The organism is Pseudomonas sp. JUb52, assembly GCF_004341115.1.
Taxonomy (GTDB): Bacteria; Pseudomonadota; Gammaproteobacteria; order Pseudomonadales; family Pseudomonadaceae; genus Chryseomonas; species Chryseomonas oryzihabitans.
In genome coordinates, this window is sequence record NZ_SLYS01000017.1 from 31,742 (window position 1) to 58,003 (window position 26,262).

The 26,262-nt window shown below is 61.1% G+C and carries 27 protein-coding genes and 1 pseudogene; 10 read left to right on the top strand and 18 right to left on the bottom strand.

Going from position 1 to position 26,262, the window contains the following annotated elements; all coding sequences use genetic code 11:
- Positions 1-40: 40 nt before the first annotated feature.
- From EC839_RS21695 to EC839_RS21725, 7 genes are all read right to left on the bottom strand, one after another.
- Complete coding sequence (locus EC839_RS21695) at positions 41-685, bottom strand: RraA family protein (protein ID WP_007162830.1); 645 nt, start codon at positions 683-685, stop codon at positions 41-43.
- On the bottom strand, positions 682-1,059 hold the full coding sequence (locus tag EC839_RS21700) for a RidA family protein (protein WP_007162831.1): 378 nt from the start codon (positions 1,057-1,059) through the stop codon (positions 682-684). The genes EC839_RS21695 and EC839_RS21700 overlap by 4 nt, the downstream gene beginning before the upstream one ends.
- A 41-nt stretch (positions 1,060-1,100) precedes the next feature.
- On the bottom strand, positions 1,101-2,366 hold the full coding sequence (locus EC839_RS21705; protein WP_017638709.1) for an MFS transporter: 1,266 nt from the start codon (positions 2,364-2,366) through the stop codon (positions 1,101-1,103).
- A gap of 180 nt (positions 2,367-2,546) precedes the next feature.
- Complete coding sequence (locus EC839_RS21710) at positions 2,547-3,770, bottom strand: Zn-dependent hydrolase (protein WP_007162833.1); 1,224 nt, start codon at positions 3,768-3,770, stop codon at positions 2,547-2,549.
- 27 nt (positions 3,771-3,797) lie between these two features.
- Complete coding sequence (locus tag EC839_RS21715) at positions 3,798-4,727, bottom strand: glyoxylate/hydroxypyruvate reductase A (RefSeq protein WP_007162834.1); 930 nt, start codon at positions 4,725-4,727, stop codon at positions 3,798-3,800.
- On the bottom strand, positions 4,724-5,479 hold the full coding sequence (locus EC839_RS21720) for a class II aldolase/adducin family protein (RefSeq protein ID WP_007162835.1): 756 nt from the start codon (positions 5,477-5,479) through the stop codon (positions 4,724-4,726). The genes EC839_RS21715 and EC839_RS21720 overlap by 4 nt, the downstream gene beginning before the upstream one ends.
- Positions 5,480-5,512: 33 nt before the next feature.
- Complete coding sequence (locus tag EC839_RS21725; protein WP_007162836.1) at positions 5,513-6,811, bottom strand: MFS transporter; 1,299 nt, start codon at positions 6,809-6,811, stop codon at positions 5,513-5,515.
- Between the two features lie 190 nt (positions 6,812-7,001).
- Between EC839_RS21725 and EC839_RS21730 the strand changes: the two genes are divergently transcribed.
- From EC839_RS21730 to EC839_RS21775, 10 genes are all read left to right on the top strand, one after another.
- Entirely contained in the window at positions 7,002-7,964 is a 963-nt protein-coding gene (locus tag EC839_RS21730) for a LysR family transcriptional regulator (protein WP_007162837.1), read from the top strand.
- A 186-nt stretch (positions 7,965-8,150) separates the two neighbouring features.
- Entirely contained in the window at positions 8,151-8,519 is a 369-nt protein-coding gene (locus EC839_RS24350) for a hypothetical protein (protein ID WP_177416782.1), read from the top strand.
- Positions 8,520-8,818: 299 nt separating this feature from the next.
- Positions 8,819-9,061 (top strand): DUF1654 domain-containing protein, encoded by a 243-nt coding sequence (locus EC839_RS21740; protein ID WP_231893056.1) that lies wholly within the window; start codon positions 8,819-8,821, stop codon positions 9,059-9,061.
- Positions 9,062-9,172: 111 nt separating this feature from the next.
- Positions 9,173-9,901, top strand: coding sequence for a hypothetical protein (locus tag EC839_RS21745; protein ID WP_231893055.1), 729 nt, complete (start codon positions 9,173-9,175; stop codon positions 9,899-9,901).
- A 7-nt stretch (positions 9,902-9,908) separates the two neighbouring features.
- The gene (locus tag EC839_RS21750) at positions 9,909-10,325 is read left to right on the top strand and encodes a hypothetical protein (protein WP_007162841.1); all 417 of its coding nucleotides are present in this window, start codon (positions 9,909-9,911) and stop codon (positions 10,323-10,325) included.
- 300 nt (positions 10,326-10,625) lie between these two features.
- A complete protein-coding gene (locus EC839_RS21755; protein ID WP_007162842.1) occupies positions 10,626-11,258 on the top strand; it encodes an SOS response-associated peptidase in 633 nt (210 codons plus the stop codon).
- A gap of 480 nt (positions 11,259-11,738) precedes the next feature.
- On the top strand, positions 11,739-12,383 hold the full coding sequence (locus EC839_RS21760; protein ID WP_007162843.1) for a hypothetical protein: 645 nt from the start codon (positions 11,739-11,741) through the stop codon (positions 12,381-12,383).
- Positions 12,380-13,087, top strand: a complete 708-nt coding sequence (locus EC839_RS21765; RefSeq protein WP_007162844.1) for a nucleotidyl transferase AbiEii/AbiGii toxin family protein — start codon at positions 12,380-12,382, stop codon at positions 13,085-13,087. Before EC839_RS21760 ends, EC839_RS21765 begins: the two co-directional genes overlap by 4 nt.
- The gene (locus EC839_RS21770) at positions 13,087-13,773 is read left to right on the top strand and encodes a PP2C family serine/threonine-protein phosphatase (protein WP_132833155.1); all 687 of its coding nucleotides are present in this window, start codon (positions 13,087-13,089) and stop codon (positions 13,771-13,773) included. Before EC839_RS21765 ends, EC839_RS21770 begins: the two co-directional genes overlap by 1 nt.
- Positions 13,774-14,125: 352 nt before the next feature.
- Positions 14,126-14,674 carry a hypothetical protein gene (locus EC839_RS21775; protein ID WP_169854969.1) on the top strand — a complete coding sequence of 183 codons (549 nt, stop codon included), beginning with the start codon at positions 14,126-14,128 and terminating at the stop codon, positions 14,672-14,674.
- A gap of 534 nt (positions 14,675-15,208) precedes the next feature.
- Here the strand turns inward: EC839_RS21775 and EC839_RS21780 are convergent.
- From EC839_RS21780 to EC839_RS25120, 11 genes and pseudogenes are all read right to left on the bottom strand, one after another.
- A complete protein-coding gene (locus EC839_RS21780) occupies positions 15,209-15,538 on the bottom strand; it encodes a four-helix bundle copper-binding protein (RefSeq protein WP_007162846.1) in 330 nt (109 codons plus the stop codon).
- Positions 15,539-15,764: 226 nt separating this feature from the next.
- Positions 15,765-17,144: a heavy metal sensor histidine kinase gene (locus EC839_RS21785; protein ID WP_017641151.1), complete on the bottom strand. Its 1,380-nt coding sequence runs from the start codon at positions 17,142-17,144 to the stop codon at positions 15,765-15,767.
- Positions 17,141-17,827: a heavy metal response regulator transcription factor gene (locus EC839_RS21790; protein WP_007163124.1), complete on the bottom strand. Its 687-nt coding sequence runs from the start codon at positions 17,825-17,827 to the stop codon at positions 17,141-17,143. The genes EC839_RS21785 and EC839_RS21790 overlap by 4 nt, the downstream gene beginning before the upstream one ends.
- 55 nt (positions 17,828-17,882) lie before the next feature.
- Positions 17,883-18,815 (bottom strand): copper homeostasis membrane protein CopD, encoded by a 933-nt coding sequence (gene copD / locus EC839_RS21795; protein ID WP_017641152.1) that lies wholly within the window; start codon positions 18,813-18,815, stop codon positions 17,883-17,885.
- Positions 18,816-18,817: 2 nt separating this feature from the next.
- A complete protein-coding gene (gene copC, locus EC839_RS21800) occupies positions 18,818-19,195 on the bottom strand; it encodes a copper resistance system chaperone CopC (protein ID WP_007163121.1) in 378 nt (125 codons plus the stop codon).
- Positions 19,196-19,248: 53 nt separating this feature from the next.
- On the bottom strand, positions 19,249-20,259 hold the full coding sequence (locus EC839_RS21805; protein ID WP_017641153.1) for a copper resistance protein B: 1,011 nt from the start codon (positions 20,257-20,259) through the stop codon (positions 19,249-19,251).
- A 5-nt stretch (positions 20,260-20,264) separates the two neighbouring features.
- On the bottom strand, positions 20,265-22,109 hold the full coding sequence (locus EC839_RS21810) for a copper resistance system multicopper oxidase (protein WP_017641154.1): 1,845 nt from the start codon (positions 22,107-22,109) through the stop codon (positions 20,265-20,267).
- 94 nt (positions 22,110-22,203) lie between these two features.
- Positions 22,204-22,431, bottom strand: coding sequence for a co-regulatory protein PtrA N-terminal domain-containing protein (locus EC839_RS21815; protein ID WP_064308076.1), 228 nt, complete (start codon positions 22,429-22,431; stop codon positions 22,204-22,206).
- 316 nt (positions 22,432-22,747) lie between these two features.
- Positions 22,748-24,154, bottom strand: coding sequence for an ISNCY family transposase (locus EC839_RS21820; RefSeq protein ID WP_064308075.1), 1,407 nt, complete (start codon positions 24,152-24,154; stop codon positions 22,748-22,750).
- Positions 24,155-24,907: 753 nt separating this feature from the next.
- Positions 24,908-25,339, bottom strand: coding sequence for a methyl-accepting chemotaxis protein (locus EC839_RS25115; RefSeq protein WP_371099789.1), 432 nt, complete (start codon positions 25,337-25,339; stop codon positions 24,908-24,910).
- 108 nt (positions 25,340-25,447) lie between these two features.
- Positions 25,448-26,224, bottom strand: a pseudogene (locus EC839_RS25120) (PAS domain-containing protein); the annotation flags it as partial.
- Between the last annotated feature and the right edge of the window lie 38 nt (positions 26,225-26,262).

Consider the following 26,262-nt stretch of genomic DNA (forward strand, 5'->3'; position numbering starts at 1 on the left):
ACCTTGCCTGACCTTCGCTCGGCTACTGTTCAGACACGCCCTAGTGGCTAGTGTCGACGGTGGAGCAGGTGATGGCGAGCACCTCGGCGAGGGGGTTGCCGTCACGCAGTCGTTGTAGCAACTGCGGCTCGGCGGCGTCCGTCGCGAGCGCCGCGATAACGGTCGCGGCCAGGTCGGCACTGGGCGATAGGAACAGCACTCCGTTGTCGTCGCCCAGTACTAGGTCGCCCGGCCGGACCTTGACGCCAGCGCAGTGTATCTCGACTCCAAAGCGGCTGGTACCAAGGTCGCGCAGCTTGGTTGTACACAGGCTGGTACCGTAGGCGAACACCGGCAGGCCGAGATCGACAAGTTCGCGGCTGTCGGTCACCAGGCCGTCAACCACCAGGCCATGGGCGCCCGCCACTAGGGCCGCGCTGGCGGTGACCAGGCCGATGCAGGCATGGCGCCTGTCGCCGCCGGTGGCGATGACCAGGACCTCCCCAGGCTGTAGGCGAAGCAGCGCGTGGTTGACCGCGCAGGCATCGTGATCGGCCAGTTGCAGGGTGGCGGCGCGGCCCAGTAGGCGCCGGCCGGGAGTTTGCTGGCGTAGCAGCGGATCGGCGAAACCCTCCTCGAGTACGTGGCCGAGGGTGGGAAAGCTGACCTGGGCGAGGTCGGCGAGCAGGGCGGCCACGTCGCTCATGGCGCCTCCCGCACTGCGGCCACGCAGTCGATTTCGAGGGCCACGCCCCAGAGTTGCACGCACACGGTGGTGCGGGCCGGCGGAGCGTGCCCGAGCAGTTCGCGGTAGACGGCGTTGAAGGGTTCGAGCTGGGCGGGATCGGTGAGGTAGGCGTTGACCTTGACCAGGCGATCCAGGCCGGAACCGGCGGCTTCGAGCACGGCGCCGAGATTGCGCAGTGTCTGGCGCACCTGGTCGCTGAAGTCGGCGGGGATCTGTCCATGGGGGTTGGCGGGGATCTGCCCGGCGGTGAACACCAGATGGCCGGTGACGACGGCCTGGGAGTAGGGACCGACCGGTTGCGGGCCGGCGAGGGCGGCAGTGATGCGTTGCATGGCGACTCCAAGGGCCCACTTGGGGCGGGCCAGGTAGGGGATCAGGCGCGGGCGTCGAGCGGGCGCTTGAAGGTTTCGGTGAGCAGGAGCAGGGCCACCAGGGACACGCCGGCCGAGGCCATCAGGTACCAGGCGACCGAAGAGCCCTTGCCCGTGGCGGAGAGCAGGGCGGTGGTGACGATGGGGGTGGCGGCGCTGCCGAGCAGGCCGGAGAGCATGTAGGCCACCGACAGCCCGGAATAGCGTACGCGGGTGCCGAACAGCTCGGCGAGGAAGGTGGCGATGGGGCCATAGTTGGCGGCGAAGGCGGTCATCAGCAGGCAGTAGCCGAGCAGGGCCAGGCTCCAGACGTGGGTGTCCATCAGCCAGAACAGCGGCAGCGCCACCAGGGCCTCGCCCAAGATGCCAGCGACGATCACCGGCTTGCGGCCGATGCGGTCGGACAGCGCGCCGAACAGCGGCAACAGGGCGATGCAGAGCAGGCAGGAGAGCAGCACGATGGCGAGCATGGCGCTACGGGTGAAGCCCAGGGTCTGGGTGCCGTAGGTGAGGCCGAAGGCGACGATAATGTTGAAGGCGGTGCCGGTGGACAGGGTGGCGACGCCGCCCAGCAGCACCTGCCAGCCGTGGTTGCGCAGCACTTCGAGCAGCGGGATGCGCGACACCTCGTGCTGGGTGGCCTGGCGTTCGAAGGCGGGCGTTTCGGTGATGTTGAGGCGGATGTACAGGCCGACCACGATCAACAGCGCACTGGCCAGGAACGGCAGGCGCCAGCCCCAGTTTAGCAATTGCTCGTCGGACAGCCCGCTGGCGATGAGCAGGAACACCAGGTTGGCGATCAGGGTACCGGCTGGTACGCCGATCTGTACCCAGGAGCCGTATAGGCCGCGTTGTCGCGCGGGTGCGTGCTCCACCGCCATCAGCACCGCGCCGCCCCATTCGCCACCCAGTGCCAGGCCCTGGATGATACGCAAGGTCAGCAGCAGGATCGGCGCCCAGACGCCGAGGGTGGCGTAGGAGGGCAGCAGGCCGATGAGAAAGGTGGCGCCCCCCATCAGCAGCAGCGACACCAGCAGCATGGATTTGCGTCCCAGGCGATCGCCGAAGTGGCCGAACAGCGCCGCGCCGATGATGCGCGCGCCATAGGCCGAGGCGAAGGTGCCAAAGGCCAGCAGGGTGCCGACCAACGGGTCGAAGCCGGGAAAGAAGATTTTGTTGAAGACCAAGGCCGAGGCCGTGGCGAAGACGAACAGGTCATACCATTCGATGGTGGTCCCGATGACGCTGGCGACGGCGACGCGCTTCATGTCTGTGGGGGCCTGCGCGGGCAGGCTCTGGCTGGAGCTAAGCGTGGTGGTGGTCACGGTGAATCCTCCGGGCATAGGGGTTGGCGTTGTTGTCTTGGCAGGAGGCAAGGGCGTGGCGCCAGGCACCACGCCAGGCCGCGCCCGTGGCCGGGGCGGAGGGTGTTGTTTATTGGCGCGGGATCAGTGCCCCGCTTGCGCCAGGACGGCATTGAGCAGCACGGCGGCGCCCTGGGCGATGTGGAAGGGCTCGGCCCACTCGGCTTCGTTGTGGCTGAGGCCGTCGCGGCAGGGGATGAAGATCATGCTGGTTGGGCAATGACGGGCCAGATGGATGGCGTCGTGGCCGGCGCCGCTGATGATCTCTTGGTGTCCATAGCCCAACCCCTGCACGGCGTCGCGCACCGCCTGCACGCAGTCGGCGGCGAAGGGCGTGGCTGGACTCAGCCAGTGGCGCTCGATGGCGAGCGTCAGCCCGCGACGGGTGGCGATGGCGGCCAGCCGTTCGCGGGCGGCGACTTCCAAGGCGGCCAACTGGGCGTCGTCGGGATGGCGCAGGTCCAGGGTCCAGTCCACTTGGCCGGCGATGGTGTTGCGCGAGGATTGGGCGATGTCCACCTGTCCGACCGTGACCAGCCCGGCGGGGGCGAACTCAGAGGCCAGAGTTTCCAGCGCCGCGAGCATTTCGCCGACGCCGAACAGGGCGTCCTTGCGCATCGCCATGGGCGTGGTGCCGGCGTGGGCCGGGGTGCCGCCGACGCGCACGTCGAGCCAGCAGATGGCCTGACCCCCAGTGACTACGCCGATTGGCAGGCCAGCGGCTTCCAGCACCGGCCCCTGCTCGATGTGCGCCTCGAAGTAGGCGGCCAGCGGCCGCTGCAAGGCTCGCTCGCCGGCTTCGCCAGTGCTGGCCAGGGCCTGGGCGATGCTGACGCCCTGGCGATCCTCGGTGGCCAGGGCGCGCGCCAGCGGCAGCGCCCCGGTGAATACCGCCGAGCCGAGCATGGCCGGGGTGAAGCGCGCGCCTTCCTCGTTGGTCCAGACGGCGATTTCTAACGGCAGGCGGGTCTCGAGGTTTTCCTCGTTCAGACGGCGGATCACCTCCAGGGCGGCGAGCACGCCAAAGATGCCGTCGAAGCGACCGCCCTTGGGCTGGGTGTCCAGGTGGCTGCCCATCACCACTGGCGCCGCGTCGGCGTCGCGGCCTTGGCGACGGGCGAAGAGATTGCCGATGGCGTCGCGCTGCACGCTCAGGCCGGCGGCTTCGCACCAGGCGACGAACAGCGCCCGGCCTTGGCGATCTTCCTCGGTGAGCGCCAGGCGGCTATTGCCGCCGCCGGCGGTGGCGCCGATCGCGGCCATCTCCATCAGGCTATTCCAGAGGCGTTCGCCGTTGACTTCGAGCATGAAAAATCTCCTTTCAGGGCGCGCGACCTAGTAGCCGAGCGCGGGATCGACGGTGTGCAGCAGGGGCTCGCCCGCGGCCAGGCGCCGGGTGTTCTCGGCGACCTGGGTGGCGATGCAAGGGTAGGACGCGGCCGAGGCCATGTGCGGGGTGACGGTCACGCCCGGCAGGTGCCAGAGCGGGTCGGTGGCGGGCAAGGGTTCGTGGGTGAACACATCCAGCAGCGCGGCGCGTACTTGGCCTTCGCTAAGCGCCGTGGCCAGCGCCTGGGCGTCGAGATGACCGCCACGGCCGCCGTTGACGATCACCGCGCCGCGCGCCAGCCGGGTGAAGGTGGCGTGGCCCAGGATGCCGGCGGTGGCCGGGGTCAGCGGCAGCAGGTTGATTAGCAGATCGAGACCGTCGAGAAAACGGGACAGCGCGGCGTCGCCGGCCTGGCAATCTACGCCGCGCAGGTACTTGGGCGTGCGTGCCCAACCGCGCACGGCATAGCCGGCGTCGGCCAGATCCTCGGCCACGGCCGCGCCCAGGGAGCCCAGGCCCATCACTCCGACGCGGTAGTCGCCGGCCGGCACCTGGGGTGGGCGGCGCCAGGTCTGGCTGGGCTGGTGCGCGAGCACCTGATCGAAACCGCGCTGGTAGTGCAGGACCGCCCAGCGCATGTATTCGAGCATGCCCTGGCGATGCGCCGGATCCACCACACGGCAGACCGGCAGTGCCGGATAGGGGCCGGCGGCGACGAGGTGCTCGACGCCCGCGGCCACCGAATGCACCAGTTGGAGCCGTGGGAGCGCGGCGAGACTGCCGACGGGGGGAAACCAACAGGCGGCGACAGTCGCCGTGCTCGCGCGGGCATCGTCTTGCGTCACCACCGTGAGCTGCGGGGCATGGGCGGCGAAGGCGGCCTGCAATTCACCGATGAGGTCGGCGTCTCTAGTGAGCAGGACGACGGTAGTCATGCGCAGTAGTCCTCGCGCTGATGGGCGATCAGACTCAGCGCCGCCGTCCAGGTGAGGCAGACGATCTCGGCGGACTCGTCGCGCTCAAACTGTTGCGCCACCAGGTGCCGCACCGTCTCGCTGGGATAGACCAGCGGGGTGCCGCCAGCCAGCGCCTGGATCTGCGCCTGGCAGGCACGTTCGAGGAAGTGGATCTGATGGAAGGCCTCCGCCACGCTGCTGCCACCCGCCAGCAGGCCATGGTTGCGCAGGATCATCGCCTTGTGCGGTCCTAGGTCGGCGATCAACCGCTCGCGTTCGTCCAGCGACAGGGCGATGCCTTCGTAGGTGTGGTAAGCCAGCTTGCCGTAGAACTTCAGGGCATGCTGGCTGATGGGCAGCAGGCCCTGCTCCTGGGCTGCCACCGCCATACCGGCGGCGGTGTGAGTATGGATCACACAGGCCATGTCAGGGCGCGCCAGGTGGATCGCCGAATGGATGACGAAGCCTGCCGCATTCACCCGGCGCGGGCCGAAGTGTTCGTCGACCACCTCGCCATGCTCGTTGATCAGCACCAGATCGGAGGCCTTCATGTGATCGAACAGCACGCCATAGCGATTGATCAGGAAGTGATGTTGCGGACCGGGCAGGCGCAGGGTGATGTGGGTGTCGATCAGATCGGTCATGCGGAAATGGGCGACCAGCCGGTACAGCGCTGCGAGTTCGCAGCGGGCGGTCCATTCGGCATCGGTCATGGTGGAAGGCTTGTTCATGGTCACTCCAGGGCTAGACAAAGGCGAGCCTGCTCAGGCCACGCGCGGCAGCGTAGCCGGCCGTCTGGTCTCGTCGCGCAGACGGGCCAGGCCGATTACGCCGATCAACGACAAGGCGGACAGGGCGCTGAAGAACAACGCCAGCGGCAGCCACTGCCCGGCGTATTGCTGCGCCAGCAGGGTGCCGATCAAAGGGGTGGTGCCGCCGGCCATGGCGCAGATCAGTTGGTAGGCCAGCGAGATTCCGGAGTAGCGCAGCTCGGCGGGAAAGGCTTCCGCCAGGTATCCGGCGATCACCGCATAGAGCGCCGACAGGGTGACCACGGCCAGGGCGATGCCAGCGGTCATCGCCACCAGGTTGCCGGTCTGCACCAGCAGGAACATCGGATAGGGCACGGCGATGCAGGCCAGGGCCACCGCGCGCAGGAAGCGGGCGGTGCCGATCCGCTCCGCCCATAGAGCGGCGAGCGGCTGGGTAAGGAACTGGCAGATCGTCACCAAGAACAGGCAGTCCAAGATGGTGGTGCGAGCGATGCCCTGGTACTGGGTGACGTAGGAAATCATGAAAGTATTGGTGAAGAAGAAGCCGGCCGAGCCGATAGTGACGGCGGCGGCGCCACAGAGGATCTGCCGCCAGCAGCGGCGGATCACCTGGGCGACCGGCTTGTCCACCTTGCGCCCGGCGCGTTCTAGCGCCGCGAACTCGGGAGACTCCTCGACCCCGCAGCGAATCAGCAGGCCCACACACATCAGCACGCCACTGGCCACGAACGGTAGGCGCCAGCCCCAGCTATGAAAGTCAGCCGGGTCCAGCGAACTGACCAGGCGAAAGGCGATCAGCGCCAGCAACAGCCCTGCGGGGCTGCCGAGCTGGGCGAAGGAGGCAAAGAATGTCTTGCGTCCGGCAGGAGCGTGCTCGCTGGCCATCAGCACCGCGCCGCCCCACTCGCCGCCCACTGAGATGCCCTGGATGAAACGCAGGGCGACCAACGCGATGGGTGCCCAGATTCCGGCGCTGGCGTAGGTGGGGAGAAGACCGATGGCAGCAGTAGCTAGGCCCATCAGCGTCATGGTGAACAACAGCATCCGCTTGCGGCCCAGGCGATCGCCCAGATGACCGAAGACCATGCCGGCCAGTGGCCGGGCGACGAAGCCCACGGCGAAGGTGCCGAAGGCGGCCAGAGTACTCAGTGCCGGATTGTGGCTGGGAAAGAACAGCGGACCCAATACTAGTGCGGCCGCCGTGGCGTAAATGTAAAAGTCGTAGAACTCGATGGTTGTGCCGAAAAAGGCGGACGCGGCGGCACGGCGGGATTGCGGCGAACGAGACATACGAGAGGCCCTGTTGTTGAAATCGTTATACGAAACCGGCGACGGCACGTGGCCCGGCGAGCAGTTTCTAGGCAGGTATGGTTGGCAAGGCAGATCACGGTAGCGCTCTGGGGCGCTTCCCATCGTTATCGCGCCAGACCTAGAATTAGTCAATTTTCTAGTTTTAATGTCTGGTATTAGAGGATCTAATATGGGAGAGATATTTGATCAGCGACAGGCCATCCACAGCGATCCCCGGCGCGTGCTCAATGATCGGCTGGACTGGAGCCTGTTGCGTACCTTCCTGTTCATTGGCCAGGAGGGCAGTATCAGCAAAGCGGCGGCGCGGCTGTACATTACCCAGTCGGCGGTCAGCCAGGCGCTCAAGCGGCTCGAGGAACAACTCGGCGCCACCCTGATCTTGCGCCGGGGCCAGCGCTTCGACCTGACCGGGACCGGTGAGGAAGTCCTGCGGATCGCCGCTGACATCTATGGCAACGTCTCGCGGATCGGTGCGGCCCTGGGCGAAGAGCGCGATAGCGTAGTGGGCAAGGTCCGCTTGCTCAGCGTCAGCCGTGTCGAGTCATCCGCCTACGATGGCTATCTCGCGGAATTCCACCGGCGTTTTCCACGCGTGGAAATCGAGGTGGAGGTCTTGCGCAGCGCGGACATCCTCAGCGCCCTGCAACAAAGGACCGCCACCTTGGGGCTGGGACTGTGCCGCCGTGTGCCGCCCAGGCTGGAGCAGCGGCGCCTGGTGCCGCAGCGTTACGCCTTCTTCTGCGGTCGTCCACATCGCCATTTCGGTGTGAAGGGGCTGACGGTGGACGACCTGCGTGGGGAGTCCTTCGTCAGCTTCACCAGTGACCAGATCGGCGGCAATCTTTCCCCGCTGGCGATTTTTCGTGATCAGCAGGGCCTGGAAGGACGGGTAGTGGCGTCTTCCTCCAGCGTCGACGAGGTGCGCCGGCTGGTATGTGCCGGTTTCGGGATCGGCTGCCTGCCCGAGCACCTCGCCGCCGACGATGTGGCTCGTGGCGTGCTCTGGCGCCTGCCTCCGGATGACGGCGTGATCGACGCCGACATCCATGTGCTCTGGAACCGCGAGCAAAAGATGAGTTCGGCGGAATTGGCCTTTCTCGAAGGACTCGCGGCCTTGGCTGATCCGACGTAACGGACCGCTGATAAACCCGTGTTGACGAGAAGCAGCGCCTTGGATTGCCCTTTTAAAGTCCAAACCGCGGCTTCTAGGGAATTGCCATAGCAGCCTACTAAAAGTGCCAAACGGAACGTCCGGATCATTAACGAGAAAATATTACGCGTACCTGCGGAAGAAGCGGCTAAAGCCGAGACGCTTCAGGTGACGGTGGAAGCGCTCTTCCCGGAGCGTTATGGCGTACCGTGGTCGGAGGTCGCACAGCAGGCCTTCGATGCGCTGCTCGAACAGCTGAGCGGCGCCACAGCAGCACAGGCCGGTATGGAAGGCTTCGGGAAGCATGTCGCCCAATGGGAGACGCGCCCGCAGCCTTTGCAGGAATGTCCTCGCACTGAGCCAGGCCGGCTTCGTTGGATCAAGGCAAGGCTGCAGCAGCGGCAGTTCGTCCTCGAGCACCTTGCCCATCATGCCAGTGTGACGCGGAAGGTCTTCGATAGCCTCGGCCGTTTGCCGCATGTCGGCCTGCAGTCGCTCATCGCGCGCTGCCTCGGAGTGTCACCCCGCGAGCTCTAGCCGGAGCGATATGGCCGCGATGGGCGAGCGCTTGGCAGTGACACCCCTGATGGTGAGCGCCAGGAACGCCAGGTTCCGGAAGCGTCGCGCTTGAGTCTGGGTACCGGCCTTTGGCTCAGCTCATCATCAACACCTTGTTCGGTCAGACCGAACACCCTGAAAGGGTCAGCGCACGCTGACCCTTTTTTTTGCCTCGCGATCAACGCAGATGCCTTTCGTCTCGCCAGGCACGCACCGGTTGCCAGCAGGCCGGCCGGTTTAATACTGTATAAAAGAACATCCCCATGGGACCTGTGGAGATGGCCCGCACCCCACCGCCGGCATTGACGCCCTATGACCAGCTTGCCGCTAGGGTTCATAGGCAAGTCATGAGCGCGCCTGGCGTCCGAGAAAAGCACGTCCACGTTGAACGACGCGACGCGAGAGATCAGGACTGGGACCAGCTGCTCGAGGCGATCAGCGAGATGGAGGGCGTCATCATTGCCCACCGCGATGACGGTAGCGTCGACCTGTTCTGGAAGGTCAGCTACGACGACTTCTGAGTGATCGTATGACGCACTGGAAGGTTCGACCCACAACCGCGCTAGAATCGGCGTTTGCAATTTTCGAAAGGCATGGAGACTAGGTTCCAGTTACCTGCCGAGATCCAAACGATGACCTATAAAGTTTGCAAAGTGAGCACCGCGGCCACGGACGCGCCAGGCGTCTACAGCGTCCTGTTCAATGGTGACGACCGCTTTTTCCGCCGGATCGAGGTCCACCTGAGCCGAGACCTCGGCGACAACGTGCTCGACTTCATCGAGCTCTACGGCTTGTGGTGCGCCCTGGTGCAATTCGAGCTGGCCGGGCACCAGCGTAACTGCGGAAACCTGAAGCTTGTGGTGTCACGCGGTGCGGTGAAGCGCCTGTTGCTCTCAGACAGCTCCAAGGGCGAGCTCTACGAGACGTCGAACGCGCTGCGCACCCAGTTCTTCGGCCTCAGCGGTATCAGCGTCGAGAAGAACAAGCCCTGGACCCGTGGGGATCACCAGGCCTTCTGCGTTAAGTGGGACGGAACGCCCCCTCCGCAACCGTCGGTAGAGAACCCGGTATTCGGCAAGATCTATCTGACCCATCACACCCTGGTCGAGTACCTGGACGAGACGAAGGGTGAGTGCAAGCCGGAGAACGTCTTCCCGCGGCTGGCGCGGGTGGTCCGTGACCTGAATCGCGAAGTGACGCTCCCTGCCGAGGTACTTCGGCATAAGCAGCATCGCCACGCAGGTAACCAAGACGGCGTGCGGTACCTTGGCAGCATGGCGGGCTGGCAGCTCGTGACGAGGCCCGCGCTGGACCGGTCCGGTCTGCTAGCGATCACCGTATACCAGCGACAACAGATCTGAGGTCCCAATGTCCCACCGGCTGAACAGCTACATCGCGCGGCTGCGCACCGAGCTGATGAGCGTGCTCATGATGGCGGAGCCGGAAGTCTGGGAGCAGGTGCGCAACGCTTCACCTGAGGCGCAGATTGACGCGTTGTTCAAGAGCTCTGCGATCAGGCGCTTTATTTGCGAGCACGCGCTGGGGCAGGCTGGGTACGAGAAAGACGGGATTGTTCAGCGGCTCCGCAACGGTGTGCTGTACCAGCTGGAGCGCCTCTCGATCGACTGGGATCAGAATGGCTACCCGGCGAACGTATTGCTCTTCGGCCGCCCCCTCTCGAACACAGACGACGCCGCTGCATTCTTGGGCCGAATCAGCGATTTCGTGAGCGTCCCTGCTGGCATTCCAATTTCAGGACCTGAGATCTTGGATCTGGTGAAGTAGGGCCACATTTCGCCCGGAGAATTGGGGAGCAGCTTAGCTATTGCCCCGCTTCAGAGGACCGCGATGCTATCGGTGGAACTCAGATATCTGCTGATGATCATGCTCGAATCCCATGGTGGGTGGACCCACTCACCTGTCCCTGGCGCTGAGCCTGCGGCTGGGAGGCGGGGGTGCTTGCGGCTCCTTGACCGATAAGGTGGCAGCAGCCCATCTGGAACGCAGCGTGGCCAACGGGTCAAACAAGGTGGCGCGGCCAACAAGGCGGCTGCACCAGGTTAGATTTCCCGGAGGCGACAGGGCATGTGCAGTCACTATGAGGCGCCGACGCCGGCGCGGTTGAAAAGCGCATTCGGCGCTTCCGTCGACGAGCAATACCAAGGCGAGCTCTGGCCCCTCTACATGGGACCCTTCGTTCGGCTGAACCCAGCCGAGGCGCAGGATGACGGCGCACCGGAGTACGACATATCGGTAGGCCAGTTCGGCTTGCTGCCTGGTTGGGCAAAGGGCAGAAAGCTCGGGCGCAGCACCTACAACTGCCGCTCCGAAACGGCTGCCACAAAGAACTCCTTTCGCACCGCCTGGAAGAGGGTCCAGCACTGCATCATCCCTGCAGCAGCGATCTATGAGCCCGACTGGCGCAGCGGGAAGGCTGTGCCCACGCGGATCGAGCGTGCCGACGGCGGCCTGATGGCGATCGCTGGGCTGTGGGAGGAATGGAGCGATCCAGATGGCAAGGGGCGCTTCAGCTTCACCATGCTGACCGTCAACGCTGACGATCACCCCTTCATGAAGAACTACCATCGGCCTGAAGATGAGAAGCGGATGTTGGCGATACTGCCGAATGGCTCGATCAAGGAATGGCTGCAGGCGCCAGCCGAAGCAGCGAGCGAGTTCCTTCGTCAATATCCCTCAGATCGCCTGCGCGCCACTTAGGTAAGGGCTGGGTCGACCGCCGCTGCTTCGATTGGAATACCTTCTTGGATAGCCTACTTGCGGCCGCTCAGCGGACCGGCTTTCCGCTCCTGCTGGTAGATTGATGCGAAGCACGGCGGTACTGGCGGCGTTACAGTTGCACCGGGGCCGAGGTCATCCGCATGCAACGTGCGCGCGAGGCTGACGCGGCGCTGTACAACGGCGTTGGCGAGCCGCTGGTAGCAGAAGATGGTGGAAGCGGGGGACCGACCCTCGCCTAACCCAGACCGGCCGTTACCGGTGTCGCCCAGCGTGTAGCCTAGAACTGGTCTTCTGCGGCACGCGTGCGAGCCAGCTTTTCACGCCCGCTCTAAGTATCTAAAAGCGCGCTGCAGGCCAATTATTCCCAACCTCGCCGACCTCGCGCGCTTGCGCAACAGGTAATTTGCTGTTCTTATTGTCCCGTGTCCTAGGACTTGGGACAAGTAGAGCGAGCAAAAAATGAAAGGTCAAGACGTAGGCGTGATGCTCAGACTCGTATGTCTGCAAAAACACGAGGCGAGAGACAAGGTTGTAGCGACGTGGCCACACGATTGGCGCGACTGGCACCATAATGAGGAAGATGCCGCCTTCTCGTATCAACCGGATTTCGATCTCGACGATATGTCACCAGGCGCCTCCTACTACACCGCACGCGCGTTGGAGGAACAGACCGGGATCAGCAAATCACAGATCGCCCTGGCTCTGAAGCATTGCGTAGAGATCGGCCTAGCTAGGGTGGATGTGCGCTCTCAGCTTCCCCGGGTCAACACCCAGGCTCTATTAGAGTTTCTCGTCTATGGACTGCGGTTCGTCTTTCCAGCTCGGTACGGCGAACTGACCAGAGGCATTGCGACCGGATTCGCCGCTCCTGTCCTTTCGCGCTCACTGATCAGCAGCGGTGAACATATCCCGGTGTGGCCATATGCCCGAGGGAAAACGATGGGAATGAAAGTTGAACCACTCTTCAAGACCGCAGTGCTAGCAGCTCGAAAGGATCCAGAGATGTACGCGTTGTTGGCGCTAGTGGATTCCATTCGTGTTGGCCAACCACGGGAGCGAAATTTGGCTATTGAGCTTCTGCGCGAACGCCTGGAGATGACATGAACGTCTTTCCGATTTTGAAAGAGATGATATGCAAGGTGGCGCACGCTCTAGGGCCTGATTTGTGCGAAGACATGACGTTCGTAGGAGGGTGTACAACCGGTCTACTGCTCACAGACGAGTTCATTCGCGATCAAGTGCGGGCTACGGATGACGTCGACTTGATCGTACCCGTAATGGGAGCGATTAAATATTTAGAGCTACAGAACCGCCTGCGAGCGTCTGGGTTTAGGACGCCCCACCTTGCGAAGCAAAACGTTCCAATTTGCACGATGATGCTTGGCGACCTCCGCGTTGATTTTATGCCGGCCGACGACTCACTGGGATTTACGAATCGCTGGTACCAAGATGCGATCAAGAGCTCAAGTCGATACCGATTGGACGAGCACACTTCAATCAAACTGGTCAATCCGGTGTACTTCATCGCGACCAAACTCGAAGCATGGAAGGGCAGGGGAAATGGAAAGCCGGTCGCCAACCGGGACCTAGAAGACATCTTTAATCTTATTGAGGGCCGCGAAGAGCTTTTGGATGAGATCCAAGAGGCAGGTGACGATGTTCGAAATTACATTGCTGCCGAGATCGGCCTTTTATTCAGCGACTGCCCCCAATTTCCAGAGGCCATCAGCGACCAAACCAGAAACGATCCCGAGCGTGAAAGATTGCTGTACGAGCGTATGCGAGCCTTGATCGGGGAAGTCGGCTGATGCACGTTACGTGGCAGAGCCGCCAAGGCGTAGGGCGCAGCAGCAATAACGATGCTGCTGCGGTAGGGTATACAGAATATGGCGTAATGGCGGTAGTAGTTGACGCGGCCGAAGATGGCGATGGGGCCGCATTTGCGCAGCACTGGGCAAGGTCTATCGTCATCGCTACACAAGAGTCTTCTTCGCCGCTTGATGGAGACTCACTCCGCGCGCTTATCAACGCTGAGCAAGACCGGCTGAGATCGAAGTTTTCGATTGAGAAAGCGGCTTATTGTTGCGTATTCGTTGACCTACGCGTCCTCCAAGTGGAGGTACTTTATGCAGGCGACTGCCAGCTAGGCATCCTGAAGACCGATGAGTCGGTTACCTGGATAACGGTTCCGCATACGCTCAGTCGCCAAGCGGAACTGCTGGGGATTTCAGCGCCGGTCGATGCACGGCATGTGCTGACGCGATGCTTAAAGGTGCATCGTGCGCACGTCCCAGAAAGCTGCAGCGTTACCTATGCTCAACCGGATCGGCTAATCGTATGTACAGATGGCCACTGGTACAAAAGCCATGCTGCGCAAGATGCGATAGCAGATGGATCAGATGACGCCAGCGTACTTACCCTTCAGTTCGGCGGCCGGACGCAGTATGTTGAGTCCGACTGCGAGAACTTTTTTCCTTGCGGCCCTCTTGAATAGCATGACGACGCCTAGGATGTATGGAGCCCGAGGAAGCTCGATAGCTTCCCCGTACAAGCCCCGCTTCGACGTTTTTTGTGCCTAAAGCTTTTCTATCTACCGCCGATAATCATGCCAGAACTCAGTATGGAAGGTGGATATGAACGGTAGGGCATGGAAATTTATTCTGGTATCGAGCGTGCTCGCTTGCAATTGGGCTCACGCTGACTTCCCAAGGACGTCCGTCGAGTGGAAAGCTCAGGAAGAAGGCGAAGCTCCCACCTCTCGCTACGATGTTTATATCGATACACTCCGATTCGAGTCTGACGATGGCAACGCCGATTCGCAGATTCAGCTCGCTCAAGAGCTACTGATGAGCACTAAGCTCAAGTCAGACGACCTTCCAAAAATCAAGCTTCTGATAGACGCAGCCGAAAGCAAGCTTGGAGCGGAAAAGGTAAGCATGGCCCGCAGTCTGCTAAAGGGTCAGGAGGGCAAGGTAGCGGGTACCACTATCATTTCTGAGCCTATCGTTGTTGGTCTATCACCCAAGCGTCCTCATAGCCCAGAAAAAGCGGAGTTTTATGCACGTTGCTCAGCAATGGCGTCTGTATTAAATGAAGAAATCGAAAAAGCCAAGGGTGCTACAGACCAGCTGTTCACTGATTTTTCTGTCAACTCCGCGGTCGCTTCGATTTTATACTCGGATTCCGCATACTTTCTAAAAATTTATCAGCCGAACGAATATAGCTACAAATACCAAATGGCCAGGCACCGGGCACAAACTATTTATGCATTGCAAAACACAATGAATGCCTGCATGGCGAGCATGAAGAAGGATATCGCCGAAATGAAGCCATTCGAGAAAAGTGCGCGTGATGATTTTTTTAAAATGGCTGATAACAGTGTAGGATTTAAATAATCCCGTCAGTTGTAAAAGTTTTCTAACCAGTAAGGCATTTTTCGTCATCCTTGCTGGCTGCACATCGTTTCGAACCGCGTGCACGGATTCTGGATCTGATCTTGCGCCATGACCGGTTGTAGGCACGCACGGCCGCCCTGCCCGGCTGCGCGTCCTGTCAAGGCTAAGTAGAGATGTCGCTCTGACAGCTAAGTAAAAATGTCATTATGACCTTACGTCCGAGCCTAACTCTTATCGGAGTGACATCAATAGTTGGTACCTAGCTGCAGGACTGCTGATAGTAGCCGCCGTCTTCTAGCTTCACGAAAGCAGCGATGACAATCGCAGCTCGGTACTGGCTTCTACCAGAGGCTTCGTGCTGTTCACGGTGGTTTCCGCCAGGTTTGGGCAGCTGAGTGCAGGCGTACATGGCCGGACCGGGACGCCCAATGCCCTGAAGCCGTTACAGGTCAGTGAAGTGACTGATGCAATTAAGTGTGACGGAGGCATAGATGGTGAGGGCAGCCGAGCCGCCCCACCTCTGACTGACCGATATCAGGCGGCCATTCGCTCGCATTCCTCGGCACAGCGCATGCAGGCCTCGGCACACGCCTGACAATGCTGCGCCTCGTGCTTGGCGCACTCTTCGCCACAGGCACGGCAGATCGTGGCGCACAGGGCACAGAACTGCTTGGCGTACTCGCTCTCGCGAGCCATTAGCGTGGCAGCCATGTAGCAAATGTCGGCGCAGTCTCGGTCGAGCTCGATGCAGCGCGCCATCATCTTCACGTCGTCTTCGCGCAGGCAGGCGGAGGCGCAGGTTTCACAGACGATAGCGCAGTTGGAGCAGGCCTGGATACAAGATTCGAACATAGAGTTTGTCATGGTAAATCTCCAGATTGGGAAAGAGTGACGAACCTGAGTGGCCCCGAAGTGAGTAGGCAACTCCACTCGCGTGAGCGGCTGCCGACCTCGGTCCAGAGGACCCAAAATATGCGACCGGCGCCTGCCGCAATTGGTTTTGCCTGGAACATTACAATTCTGTAAGCCATTCCCGATGGTAGTTTTGAAAGCGCCCGTAGGTATGGCCCGCTCACCGGTAGCCATCCGCTCAGGTTTGCATGCCAACAGGTCGCAAGAACGTCAGGGTGAAGGCCGTTCGGCCTCTTTGGGATGTACAGTTGATCGTGCCACCATGCGCCGTCATCAGCGACCGGGCGATGGCCAACCCGAGCCCCGCATTGCCGTCACCTTCGCGACGTGCTGGATCCACCCGATAGAACCGGTCGAAGATCCTCGCCTGGTGCTCCGGTGGAATTTTGGGGCCGGGGTTTTCGACGCGAAGCTCAACGCTGCTGCCGTGATCCTCGATGTTGACCTCAATCGTCGCCCCGGACGGTGTATAGCGCAGGGCATTGGACAGCAGATTCGACACGACACGGTCGATCATCACGCTATCCGCAAAGATCAAGGCGCTTCCCGATGCCTTGAGCTGGATACCCTTATCCTCAGCCAGAAGCTCGTAGTATCCGAACAGCTTGCCGATGACCCTACCCAAATCCAGCTCGACCGGTTCAGGTACGATCAGGCCGTTGTCGGACTTGGCCAGGAACAGCATGCCGTCGATGATTCCCGACAGGCGATTGAGCTCTTCCAGGTTGGAGGTCAGATTCTCCTCGTACACGTCCGAGTCCCGCTTTTGGGCCAGGATCACCTCGGTATGAGTCCGCAGGTTGCTGATCGGGGTTCGTAGCTCGTGTGCGATGTCGGCAGAAAAATTCGATAGACGTATGAACGAGTCGTCCAGGCGACCGAGCATGGAATTGAAGGCGGTGATGAGCTCGCGTAACTCATCGGGCACGGGCTCCAGAGGAATACGCTCCTTCAAGGAGCCTGCGGACATCGAGGCGGCTGTCTGGGTCACCTTGGCCACCGGCCGCAGCCCATTCTTGGCAACCAGCCAACCAAGTGCGGCACTCAGCACGGTGCTGGCTAGCAGAACGCCCCAGAACCAGCGCTCCAGCATGGCGAAGAAGTGCATATGCGTCGTGACGTCCAGTACCAACCACATGGTCAGCGGAGCAGTGGCTTCCGACGACGAGACTGGCGCCTTCAAGGCCCTGAACATGTGTCCGTCACTTTCCCACTCCCACACGCCATCGTGCTCGGTCGCCTGAGCAAGGGACGGCACCGATGATCTGGGAGGCTCCGCAAAAAAGAGGCTTCCGTCAGCCTGGAGAAACACCGCGCTGAGCTCGGAATGTGCTCCCAGCAGCGTATGCCAGCGAATCTTGAGCTGGTCCGAATTCGCGCCGGGCTCTTGAGCAATCTGGGTGATCGCTTCAAGCTTTTCTTCCAGCGCCTGCGCATCAAGCGCGCGGAAGTGGTGACGGCTTAACTCGTTGAAGGCAATGCCCACGATCATAAGGACGGCAGAAACTGCTACTACGAATAAGAGGCTCAAGCGTAGCGTGAGTGAACCTGGCTTCATCCTTCGTCCTGTGCGTCCAGCATGTAGCCCATTCCTCGGCAGGTGTGGAGCAGTTTCGCCTCGAAGTCATCGTCAATCTTGGCCCTCAACCGCCGAATCGCCACCTCGATGACATTGGTGTCGCTATCGAAATTCATGTCCCATACTTGTGATGCTATAAGAGACTTTGACAGAACCTCGCCTCGCCGACGCATCAGCAACTCCAGCAAGGCAAACTCCTTAGCCGTAAGGTCAATTCGCTTGCCGCCTCGCGTAGTGCGGCGCTTGAGTAGGTCAACCTGCAGATCTCCGATCTGCAGGTTCGTTTGAATCGGTGGGCTACCATGCCCGCGCCTTAATAGCGTTCGAACACGTGCCAGCAGTTCTGAAAAGGCAAAGGGCTTGACCAGGTAGTCATCGGCGCCCAGCTCTAATCCTTTGACTCGGTCATCCACGCCATCCCGTGCCGTCAGAAACAGCACCGGTACCGACTGACCTGCAGCACGCAGGCGTGTTACCACCCCCCAACCATCGAGGCCGGGCATCATCACGTCGAGAATCAGCAGGTCATAGGCTTCAGTCTGCATCTGATCGATGGCATCCGTTCCAGTGACCACTCGATCTACCGTGAAGCCAGCCTCTCGCAGGCCCTGCTGCAGATAGATTCCGGTCTTGGGTTCGTCTTCGGCTACCAGCAGTTTCATGCTTCACCCTCGGGGACACGATCTTGGCGAGACGGCACGACGGGGGAAGGCAAACTTACTTCCCCGCTTCCATCTCGGGAGACAGCGTACCAAGCCAAGCAATCAACCCAAGCACCAAAATGGCGGAACCCAGTTCTAAGGCCATGCTGTAGCGAATAGACCGTGCCGCACGCGTGTAATCGCCTTGGTGGACTGCTTGCTCCAATGCCGGGCTCAAGAGAAAGCGGTTGGCCGAAGCCAGCCCGATCATCACGCCGAAAAGGCCCAGCTTTCCCAGCAGCAGCAGGCCATAGGTGCTTTGCGCCAGTCCCCTGATTTGGGGTCCGACGATGAGCAGATAGTTCATCACACCTGTGAAGACGATCAGCACCACGATCACCGCCCCGGCTCGCTCGAAGCCGGTAAGCGTGCGCGATAGGATCTGGACTGATGCCTGCGTTTCCGATTTGCTGGGCCGCAGCAATAAGGCAAAAGCCACCAGCGCGCCGAACCAGCCACTGGAGGCCCATAGGTGAAGTATGTCTGCGCTGAAGTGCCAGAAGCGGCGGGAGCCTTCGTCCATGGCGCCGTGCCCGGCCCACGCCAGTGTGGCCAGCGCCACGCCTGCCAGCAGCGAAACCACGGTCAGGCTCGCCATTGGCCAACGAGGATTGAAGGCAATGGTCACAGCAGCGGCCACGAGGGCGGCCATACGGATAAGCCAGGCGGTGCCAAGCTCCGTCTCGGCGATCATCATCTCAACATGCGGTATGGCCTCGCCCCATTCCTCAACCCCGCTCATAGCCTTGGCCATTTGCACCATGGACACGACCGAGAGCAAGAGGCCCGTCGCCGCGCTTGTAGCCAGCAGAGGCAAGAACGGCAATACCATGCCCGAGCGGCGCTCAGGGCCACGCAAACTATAAAGGCCGAAGAGCGCCAGCCCGAACAGCATCATCAAATCGGCATACAACGCGAAGCGAAGTCCGATGCTGAACGGATCTTCCATACTTACTTGACCTTGAATGTCACGCTACCGGTGATGGGGTGGGTATCTGATGACACTGCCCGCCAATCGACCTTGTAGGTGCCGGCCGTCAACGGCGAGGCAGGTGCGATGACCATGGTCTTAGGATCACTGCCACCCGAAACAGCCGCCTTGACCGCCATCGGCGGATGCTCCATACCCGACATCGCCGTCATGACCAGCTTCGCGCCGGAAAACTGAGTGACCAGGTTTTCAGAAAAGTGCAGCTCGATCTTTGCCGGGGCGGCGCCTTCAGTTCCTTCGGCAGGCGTCGAAGACACCAGCTTGGGATGGGCTTGAGCCAGGGCGCTAAACAGCATTCCAGCGGCAAAGAGCGTGATGAAAGGTGCACGATTGAACATGCGAACTCCTACAGCCCAAGGGGCGTTCGTGGGGAATGAGATTTGGTGTCTGGTTAGAACCACATACGTACACCCAGGACCAGTCGGGCTTCGCTGCGGTCTTCCCCTTCCTCCCGGGCAAAATCGGCAGTGTTGCCATAGGAGCGGTTCCAGCTGACGCCAATGTACGGGGCGAACTCTCGGTAGATTTCGTACCGCAAGCGCACTCCGACTTCCGTCTCGGACAAGCCTGAGCCGATTCCGCGTTTGGGGTCGTTCTGCCCGTAAAAATTAGCTTCGGCGGTGGGCTGCAAGATCAGGCGATTGGTCAGCAGGATGTCGTAGTCGCCTTCCAGCCTCAACGCAGTTTGGCCACCCTCTCCAAGGAAAGCGGTCGCTTCGGCCTCGAAGTTGTATAAGGCCAGACCCTGGAGACCAAATGCGGCCCACGTCTGAGGCGGCCCTGGTTTGAAGTCCTGCCGTACGCCACCCACCACGTCCCACCACGGGCCGATCGAGTGGCCCCACAACGCTTGTAGCTCGGCGGATTCGGTTTTGCCGTTGGTGCGCTCCCCCTCGGAGCGAATCCACAGCCGATCAATATCCCCCCCTACCCAACCGTTGACGTCCCAACTCAGCACACTGCCGTTATCAGCGTCCTGCCACTCAAGCTGATCGAACAACAGGAAGTAGTTGAGGGCATCGTCATGGACCGTGTGACCTTTGCCGCTTTGATAGACGGCCGCCCGGTTGGCATCCGTGATGGGCGGAATAGGTGTGCGGCTTTGAGCGAGGGCTGCCGGCTTGCTGGGCGCCATGGTGGTCATTCCAGAGTCCATGCCCTGCATCTTGGAATGATCCATCCCCTGCATCTGGCTGTGGTCCATGCCCTGCATCTTGGAATGATCCATTCCCTGCATCTGGCTGTGGTCCATGCCCTGCATCTTGGAATGATCCATCCCCTGCATTTGGCTGTGGTCCAGGTCAGAACTGCCCGCTTCGGCAGCAAAGGCACCAACCGAAGCGATGCTGAAGCTGGTGATGGCAAGCAGCGAACAAACGTGGAGTCGATTCAACGCGGTCACTAGCTTCACTCCTCTACCCGGACTTCGCGGAACATACCCATCTCCATGTGGTACAGCAGATGGCAGTGATAGGCCCATCGCCCCAGGGCGTCGGCGGTGACGCGATAGCTGCGCTTGGATCCGGGTGGCATATCGATGGTGTGCTTGCGAACCAGGAAGTTGCCTTCCTCGTCCTCCAGGTCGCTCCACATTCCGTGCAGGTGAATCGGGTGCGTCATCATCGTGTCGTTCACCAGCACGATCCTCACCCGCTCCCCGTATTTGAGAACCAGAGGGTGAGCTTCGGAGAACTTGATCCCATCGAAGGACCAGGCAAACTTCTCCATGTGTCCTGTCAGGTGTAGCTCGATGGTACGGCTTGGCTCGCGGCCATCAGGGTCTTCAAAAGTGCTTTTGAGGTCGGCGTAGGTGAGTACCTTGCGTCCGTTGTTACGCAGGCCGAGGCCGGGATCATTCAATTTGGCGGTAGGCGTCATCGCCTGCATGTCGACCAGCGGGTTGTTCTTCTCACTCGTGGGATGACTTTGCATCGTCATGCCGCTCATCCCAGACATCGAACCGTGGTCCATCCCCGCCATAGCGCTGTGATCCATGCCCTGCATAGAGGACATCTTGCTGTGGTCCATGGCTGGCATAGGGCTGCCTCCCATGCTGCTCATGGTCTGCATATCATCACCGGCCACAGAATTCGTACCCTTCATGCTGCCGTGGTCCATGCCGCCATGGTCCATACCGCCCATACCCATGTCGTCCATCGTGACCAAGGGCCGAGGATCAAGCGGAGGGACTGGAGCCACCAAGCCATCTCGCACGGCAAGGGTGCCGCGGGCATAGCCGGTACGATCCATTGACTGGGCGAACACCGTGTAAGCCTCCCCTGTGGGCTCGACGATGACATCGTAGGTTTCGGCCACGGCGATACGAAGCTCGTCGACCTCAACCGGGTTCACGTAAAGACCATCAGACGCTACTACGGTCATTTTCAGGCCTGGGATACGGATGTCGAAGTACGTCATGGCGGAGCCATTGATGAATCGAAGGCGTAGCTTCTCGCCAGGACGGAACAGGCCAGTCCAATTCATGTTTGGAGCCTGGCCATTGAGCAGATAGGTGTAGGTTGCACCGCTCACGTCCGCAAGATCCGTGGGGTTCATCTTCATCTCAGCCCACATCTTGCGATCCGCCAGCGTCGCGGCCCAGCCCTTGTCAGCCACGTCGTTGACGAAGTCGCCAACGGTGCGCTTGTGGAAGTTGTAGTAGTCGGACTGTTTTTTCAGCGTGCGCATCAGCGAAGCCGGATCTTCATCCGTCCAGTCCGTCAGCATCACCACATGCTCACGATCGTATTTGAACGGCTCCGGCTCCTTAGCCTCGATGACCAAAGGCCCATACACACCGGCCTGCTCTTGGAAGCCGGAGTGGCTGTGGTACCAGTAGGTCCCGTTTTGCTGGAGCTTGAACTGGTAGACATACATGCCGCCTGGCTCGATACCCGCGAAGCTCAGTCCCGGTACCCCGTCCATATTTGGAGGCAGGATGATGCCATGCCAGTGTATGGAGGTAGCCGCATCAAGCCTGTTGCGCACGCGAAGCGTCACCGTGTCGCCCTCCCTCCAACGCAACAGGGGGCCCGGCAATCCGCCATTGATCACCATCGCCGTACGGCGCTTCCCGGTGATGTTCACCGGCATCTCGCCAATCGACAGATCGAACTCTGTACCCGTCAGTGTGCGGGGCGTTGTCGACCCAGCCGCCGCCCAACTGGGCGAACGCCACAGACCCAGCCCACCAAGCATGCCAGCAGCCGTGAGGCCTTTGACGAAGGTACGTCGAGAGGTTCTTGATTCCATACGAGCAGGTCCTGGTAGCGAGGACGGCACCGGTGCCGTGTACAGGAGTTAGAAGACTAGTCAGGAAGATGTCACAGCGCTTTGTAGGGTGTGATTACATTTCTGTAAGCATTGGGTAGGCCGCTTCGCTAGCAGCAAGCCTTGCCGTCTTCATCTTTTTTTCTGCAGACGTGCCAGCTAGCCTCGGCTCGGCTTTCTTGCTTTGCGCTGCTTGTTGGGCGTCCATCATGCGAGTGAAGACGCGATCGGCACCGCCTTCAGCAAAAGCAGACGAGGAAAGGGTTAAAGCAAGAGCGAGGAACACAGCTTTAGAAAGGTTCATGACGAAGCACCTCAGGCAAATACAGCGGCACATGCCGCGGACCACAAGGTAGCGCTGGAAAGCTTTCAGTTGACTGAGCCGAGGATTACAAAAGAGTCAGGTTTCGATCCTGAACCCTCGTATTCCAATACCCTGTGCATACCTATTGAGCGCATCGAGTGACCGAAACACCCTTATTAATTCGCGCCGGGAGCGGAGAGGAAAATGTCGGCTCTCTTTGCTATAACGCACCTGCAATTGCCACCCATGGCCCTCGGGACCTGGAATTGCGCGCACGTCGTATGCGGCCCCGGCCGCTACAAGCGCACTGAGCCCTTCAGCGCTGATTGACTGACGCATGACGGCTACGCTTCGGAGACCGCCTTTTATCGAGGGCGGCCACGATGTCCTCCGGTGTGAAATCTTTCGCCTTCTTCTTCGGCGGCTCTTGGCGCTGCGCTTTGGTTGGCTTTGGATTGCCAGGTACCGCTTGGGAGCGACGGTTATCGCGCTGCTCTTGCATCCGCTTCGCGACCTGCAGGACGTGGCCCAGCCGCTTGTTTTCCACGATGGTGCCTTGGCTGACCTCAGGCAACTGATCCAACGTCTCGTAGGAAAAGGTAATCCCTGCTGATCGGACCTCAATCCGGCCGTCAGGGTAGTGATAGATCTCTGCGTACCGGCCTGGTAAAGCTCGTGCTTGTACCGTGTCGTGCAGGACATAGAGACGTCTGTCGTACTGCAGCGTGAGGCTTTTCGATACCCGCCGCGGTTCGCGCCATGTGAAGATTAGAGATAGGTCCTCGTCGTCGCGTACTGGCCGGTGCGCATCGAAGTCCGAGCGGGCAACTTTACCGAAGCGGCGATTGTAATCGGCCATGAAGAGCGGCAGATAAGCGTTAGCGGGTTCGACGGTGCTGATGTTTCGTAGTCGCAGTTCCTTGACCAGACGATCCTGCAAGGTGAGGTGTGCTCGCTCAACACGCCCCTTGGCCTGGCTGGAGTTAGCGCAGAAGGTATCGATGTTCAGCTCGAACATGGCTCTGGCGAACTGGGTGTGGCCATCACCGCCCTGAGCATCCTTGCTATTGACTCGAAATACGCTGGCCTTGTCGCTGTAGAGCGCCAACGGCTTACCGTGATGCTCTAGATAGGCTTGGGTAGCCTGGAAGTAGCTGAAGGTCGATTCGCTGCGGGTGAATGCCAGGTGCATCAGGCGACTGGTGGCGTCGTCGATGTAGACCAGAAGGGTGCATGCCGGTGCTCGGTCCTCGAACCAGCGATGATCGCTGCCATCGATCTGGATCAGTTCGCCCAGACAGGCTCGGCGATTGCGCGGCTGGTACACCTTGGGCGGTCGCTGCCGACGCGGCGTCCATAAGCCGGCATCCATCATGATGCGCCGGACCGTTTCCTTGGCCAGGCGTAGGCCGTGACATTCAACGAGCTTTTCGGCCGCAAGTGTCGGGCCGAAATCCCGGTAGTGCTGCCGGATTAGAGCGGCGGCGCGCTGCTCAAGACCAGGCTTCAGCTGATGATTGCTGGGCTGGCCGCGCTTACATGAGATCAGGCCCGAAACGCCGGCGTCCCGGTAACGTTGCACCAGGCGGTGAACCTGCCGGGAACTCAGCTGCAGGCGCTGGGCGGCGCGTGTTGGCGTAAGGAACCCCTCGGTCACCGCCTGGATGACCTTGAGGCGACCAACTTCACGTAGGCTCATCGTGATCCGCTCGTAGGCTGACATCCTGATCGCTCCGCATCGGCTGCAAAGCCGGTAGGCTAGCTGCAATACGTGATCGGGACATTTCTATCTGGCTGGATCGCGACATTACTATTTGGCCGTAACACGTCCACTTCGCATAACACAACTTATGTTAAATTGGATATGGGTCTAGGCTAACGACTGCCCTTTGCCTTCCCATCCAGTCTTTAGCTTTACCCCTGATACGGCCCCCAGCTGCGACTCTCGCTTCCCTACCCTGGTGTTGTCGATCAGCCTCTTTTGCGAAATTCAGGATTTCTTGGAGTGACGATCCTGAAAACGCGTCCGTTACGAACGACGCCTTCAGGATCTCTCGACGGGTCACCCGCTTGCCAACGGTTCTCTAGCTCGCCAACAGCTGCTCCAGTCGCTGCAGGCGTTCACGGTAAAGACGCCGTGCGGCCAGCGCGTCTTCCAGGGTTACCGCCACGAACCGCCGTCTAGTACGGCTGCAGCTGGCCGATCAACTCAAGGTCGCTGCTGATGATCGTGCCGATCATGGCAATGGACCGTACTGTTGGTAGTGGTCGTAAGCTTTGCGAAAGCACACGTGCGAAAGCGGTAGCCTGATCGGGTTTGGCGTGGGAATTTCGCAAATTCACGCTTGAGCTTAGGCCCTAGACCCAGGCCTCGTAGGTATGCCGCCTACCAGATAGGTGAAGGCGTCTTGAGAAGGGCCTCGTCCTCCCTCCTTCACCTCCGGCCGCTCGCCACCTGTCGGCAGGTACAGCATGGTTAGGTCGATAGGTGCTGAGCAAAGCGCCCCACGGCGCCGACCACGCGCTGAGCGCCGTCCTGGATCTCCACGATCACCTGGCCGGCCTGACCCGCCAGTTCCAGGCCCTGCTCGGCCTGGCGACGGCCGTTCTCGATCACCGTCACCGCTTCGCCGGCCAGTTGCTGATTCTGCTGCACCACCCCGACGATCTCCTCGGTGGCCTTGCTGGTGCGCGAGGCCAGCTGCCTGACCTCGTCGGCCACCACGGCGAAGCCGCGGCCCTGCTCGCCGGCCCGGGCCGCCTCGATGGCCGCGTTGAGCGCCAGCAGGTTGGTCTGCTCGGCGATGCCGCTGATGGTCTTTATGATGGTGCCGATCACCTGGGACTGGTTGTCCAGCGCCTCGATGCCCTTCACCGCCTCCTGCATCTGGGTGGCCAGGGCACGCATCACCTCCACCGTCTGCTGCGCCACCGCCGCGCCCTTGCGGGCCGTGTCGTCGGTGTGCCGGGAGGTCTCGAAGGCCACGCTGGCGGCTTCGGACACCGCCTGCTCCTGCTGGACCTGATCGGTGATCACGGTGGCGAACTTGACCACCTTGTACAGCCGGTCATGGGCATCGATCACCGGGTTGTAGGAGGCTTCCAGCCAGACATCGCGGCCATGGGCATCCAGGCGCTTGAAGCGATCCACGACGAATTCGCCGCGACGCAGGCGCGCCCAGAATTGCTCGTAGGCCTCGGAATTGGCCTCGGCCGGCTCGCAGAACAGCCGATGGTGCTTGCCCTTGATCTGCGCCAAGGAATAACCCATGGCCTGCAGGAAGCGCTCGTTGGCATCGAGCACCTCGCCCTGGAGGTTGAACTCGATCACCGCCGTGGAGCGGCGCAGCGCTTTGAGCAGGCTTTCATGCTCACGCGAGGTTTCGATGGTTCTCGTCAGGTTGTTGCAGAACAGTCGGAAGCGCGTCACCTGGCCCTGGCTGTCATGGAAGGGGTGCAGGATGCCGCGCAACCAGGCTTCCTGACCGTCGCCACGCAAGAGATGCAGGGCACCGCTATAGGGCTCGCCGCGACTCAGCGCCTGCTGCAGTCGGCGGCTGTATTCCTGGTTGCGGACGTGCGCCGGAAGGAGGTCCGCCAGGGGGCGTCCCAGCAAATCCGCGGCGCGCACGCCCATCTCCTTTTCGAAGTTGGCGTTCACCGCGGAGATGCAGCCGCGGCCATCCAGTTCCAGGCCCAGCATTTCCACGTCGAGCTCGGCCTTCAGCCGCTTGAAGGAGTCCACCTGCTCGCGGAGGCGCTGCAGTTCTTGTTTTAGGCCTTTGTTGAACATGACGCGCCCCTACCTGGAAGAGTGAATGAGCGATGTAT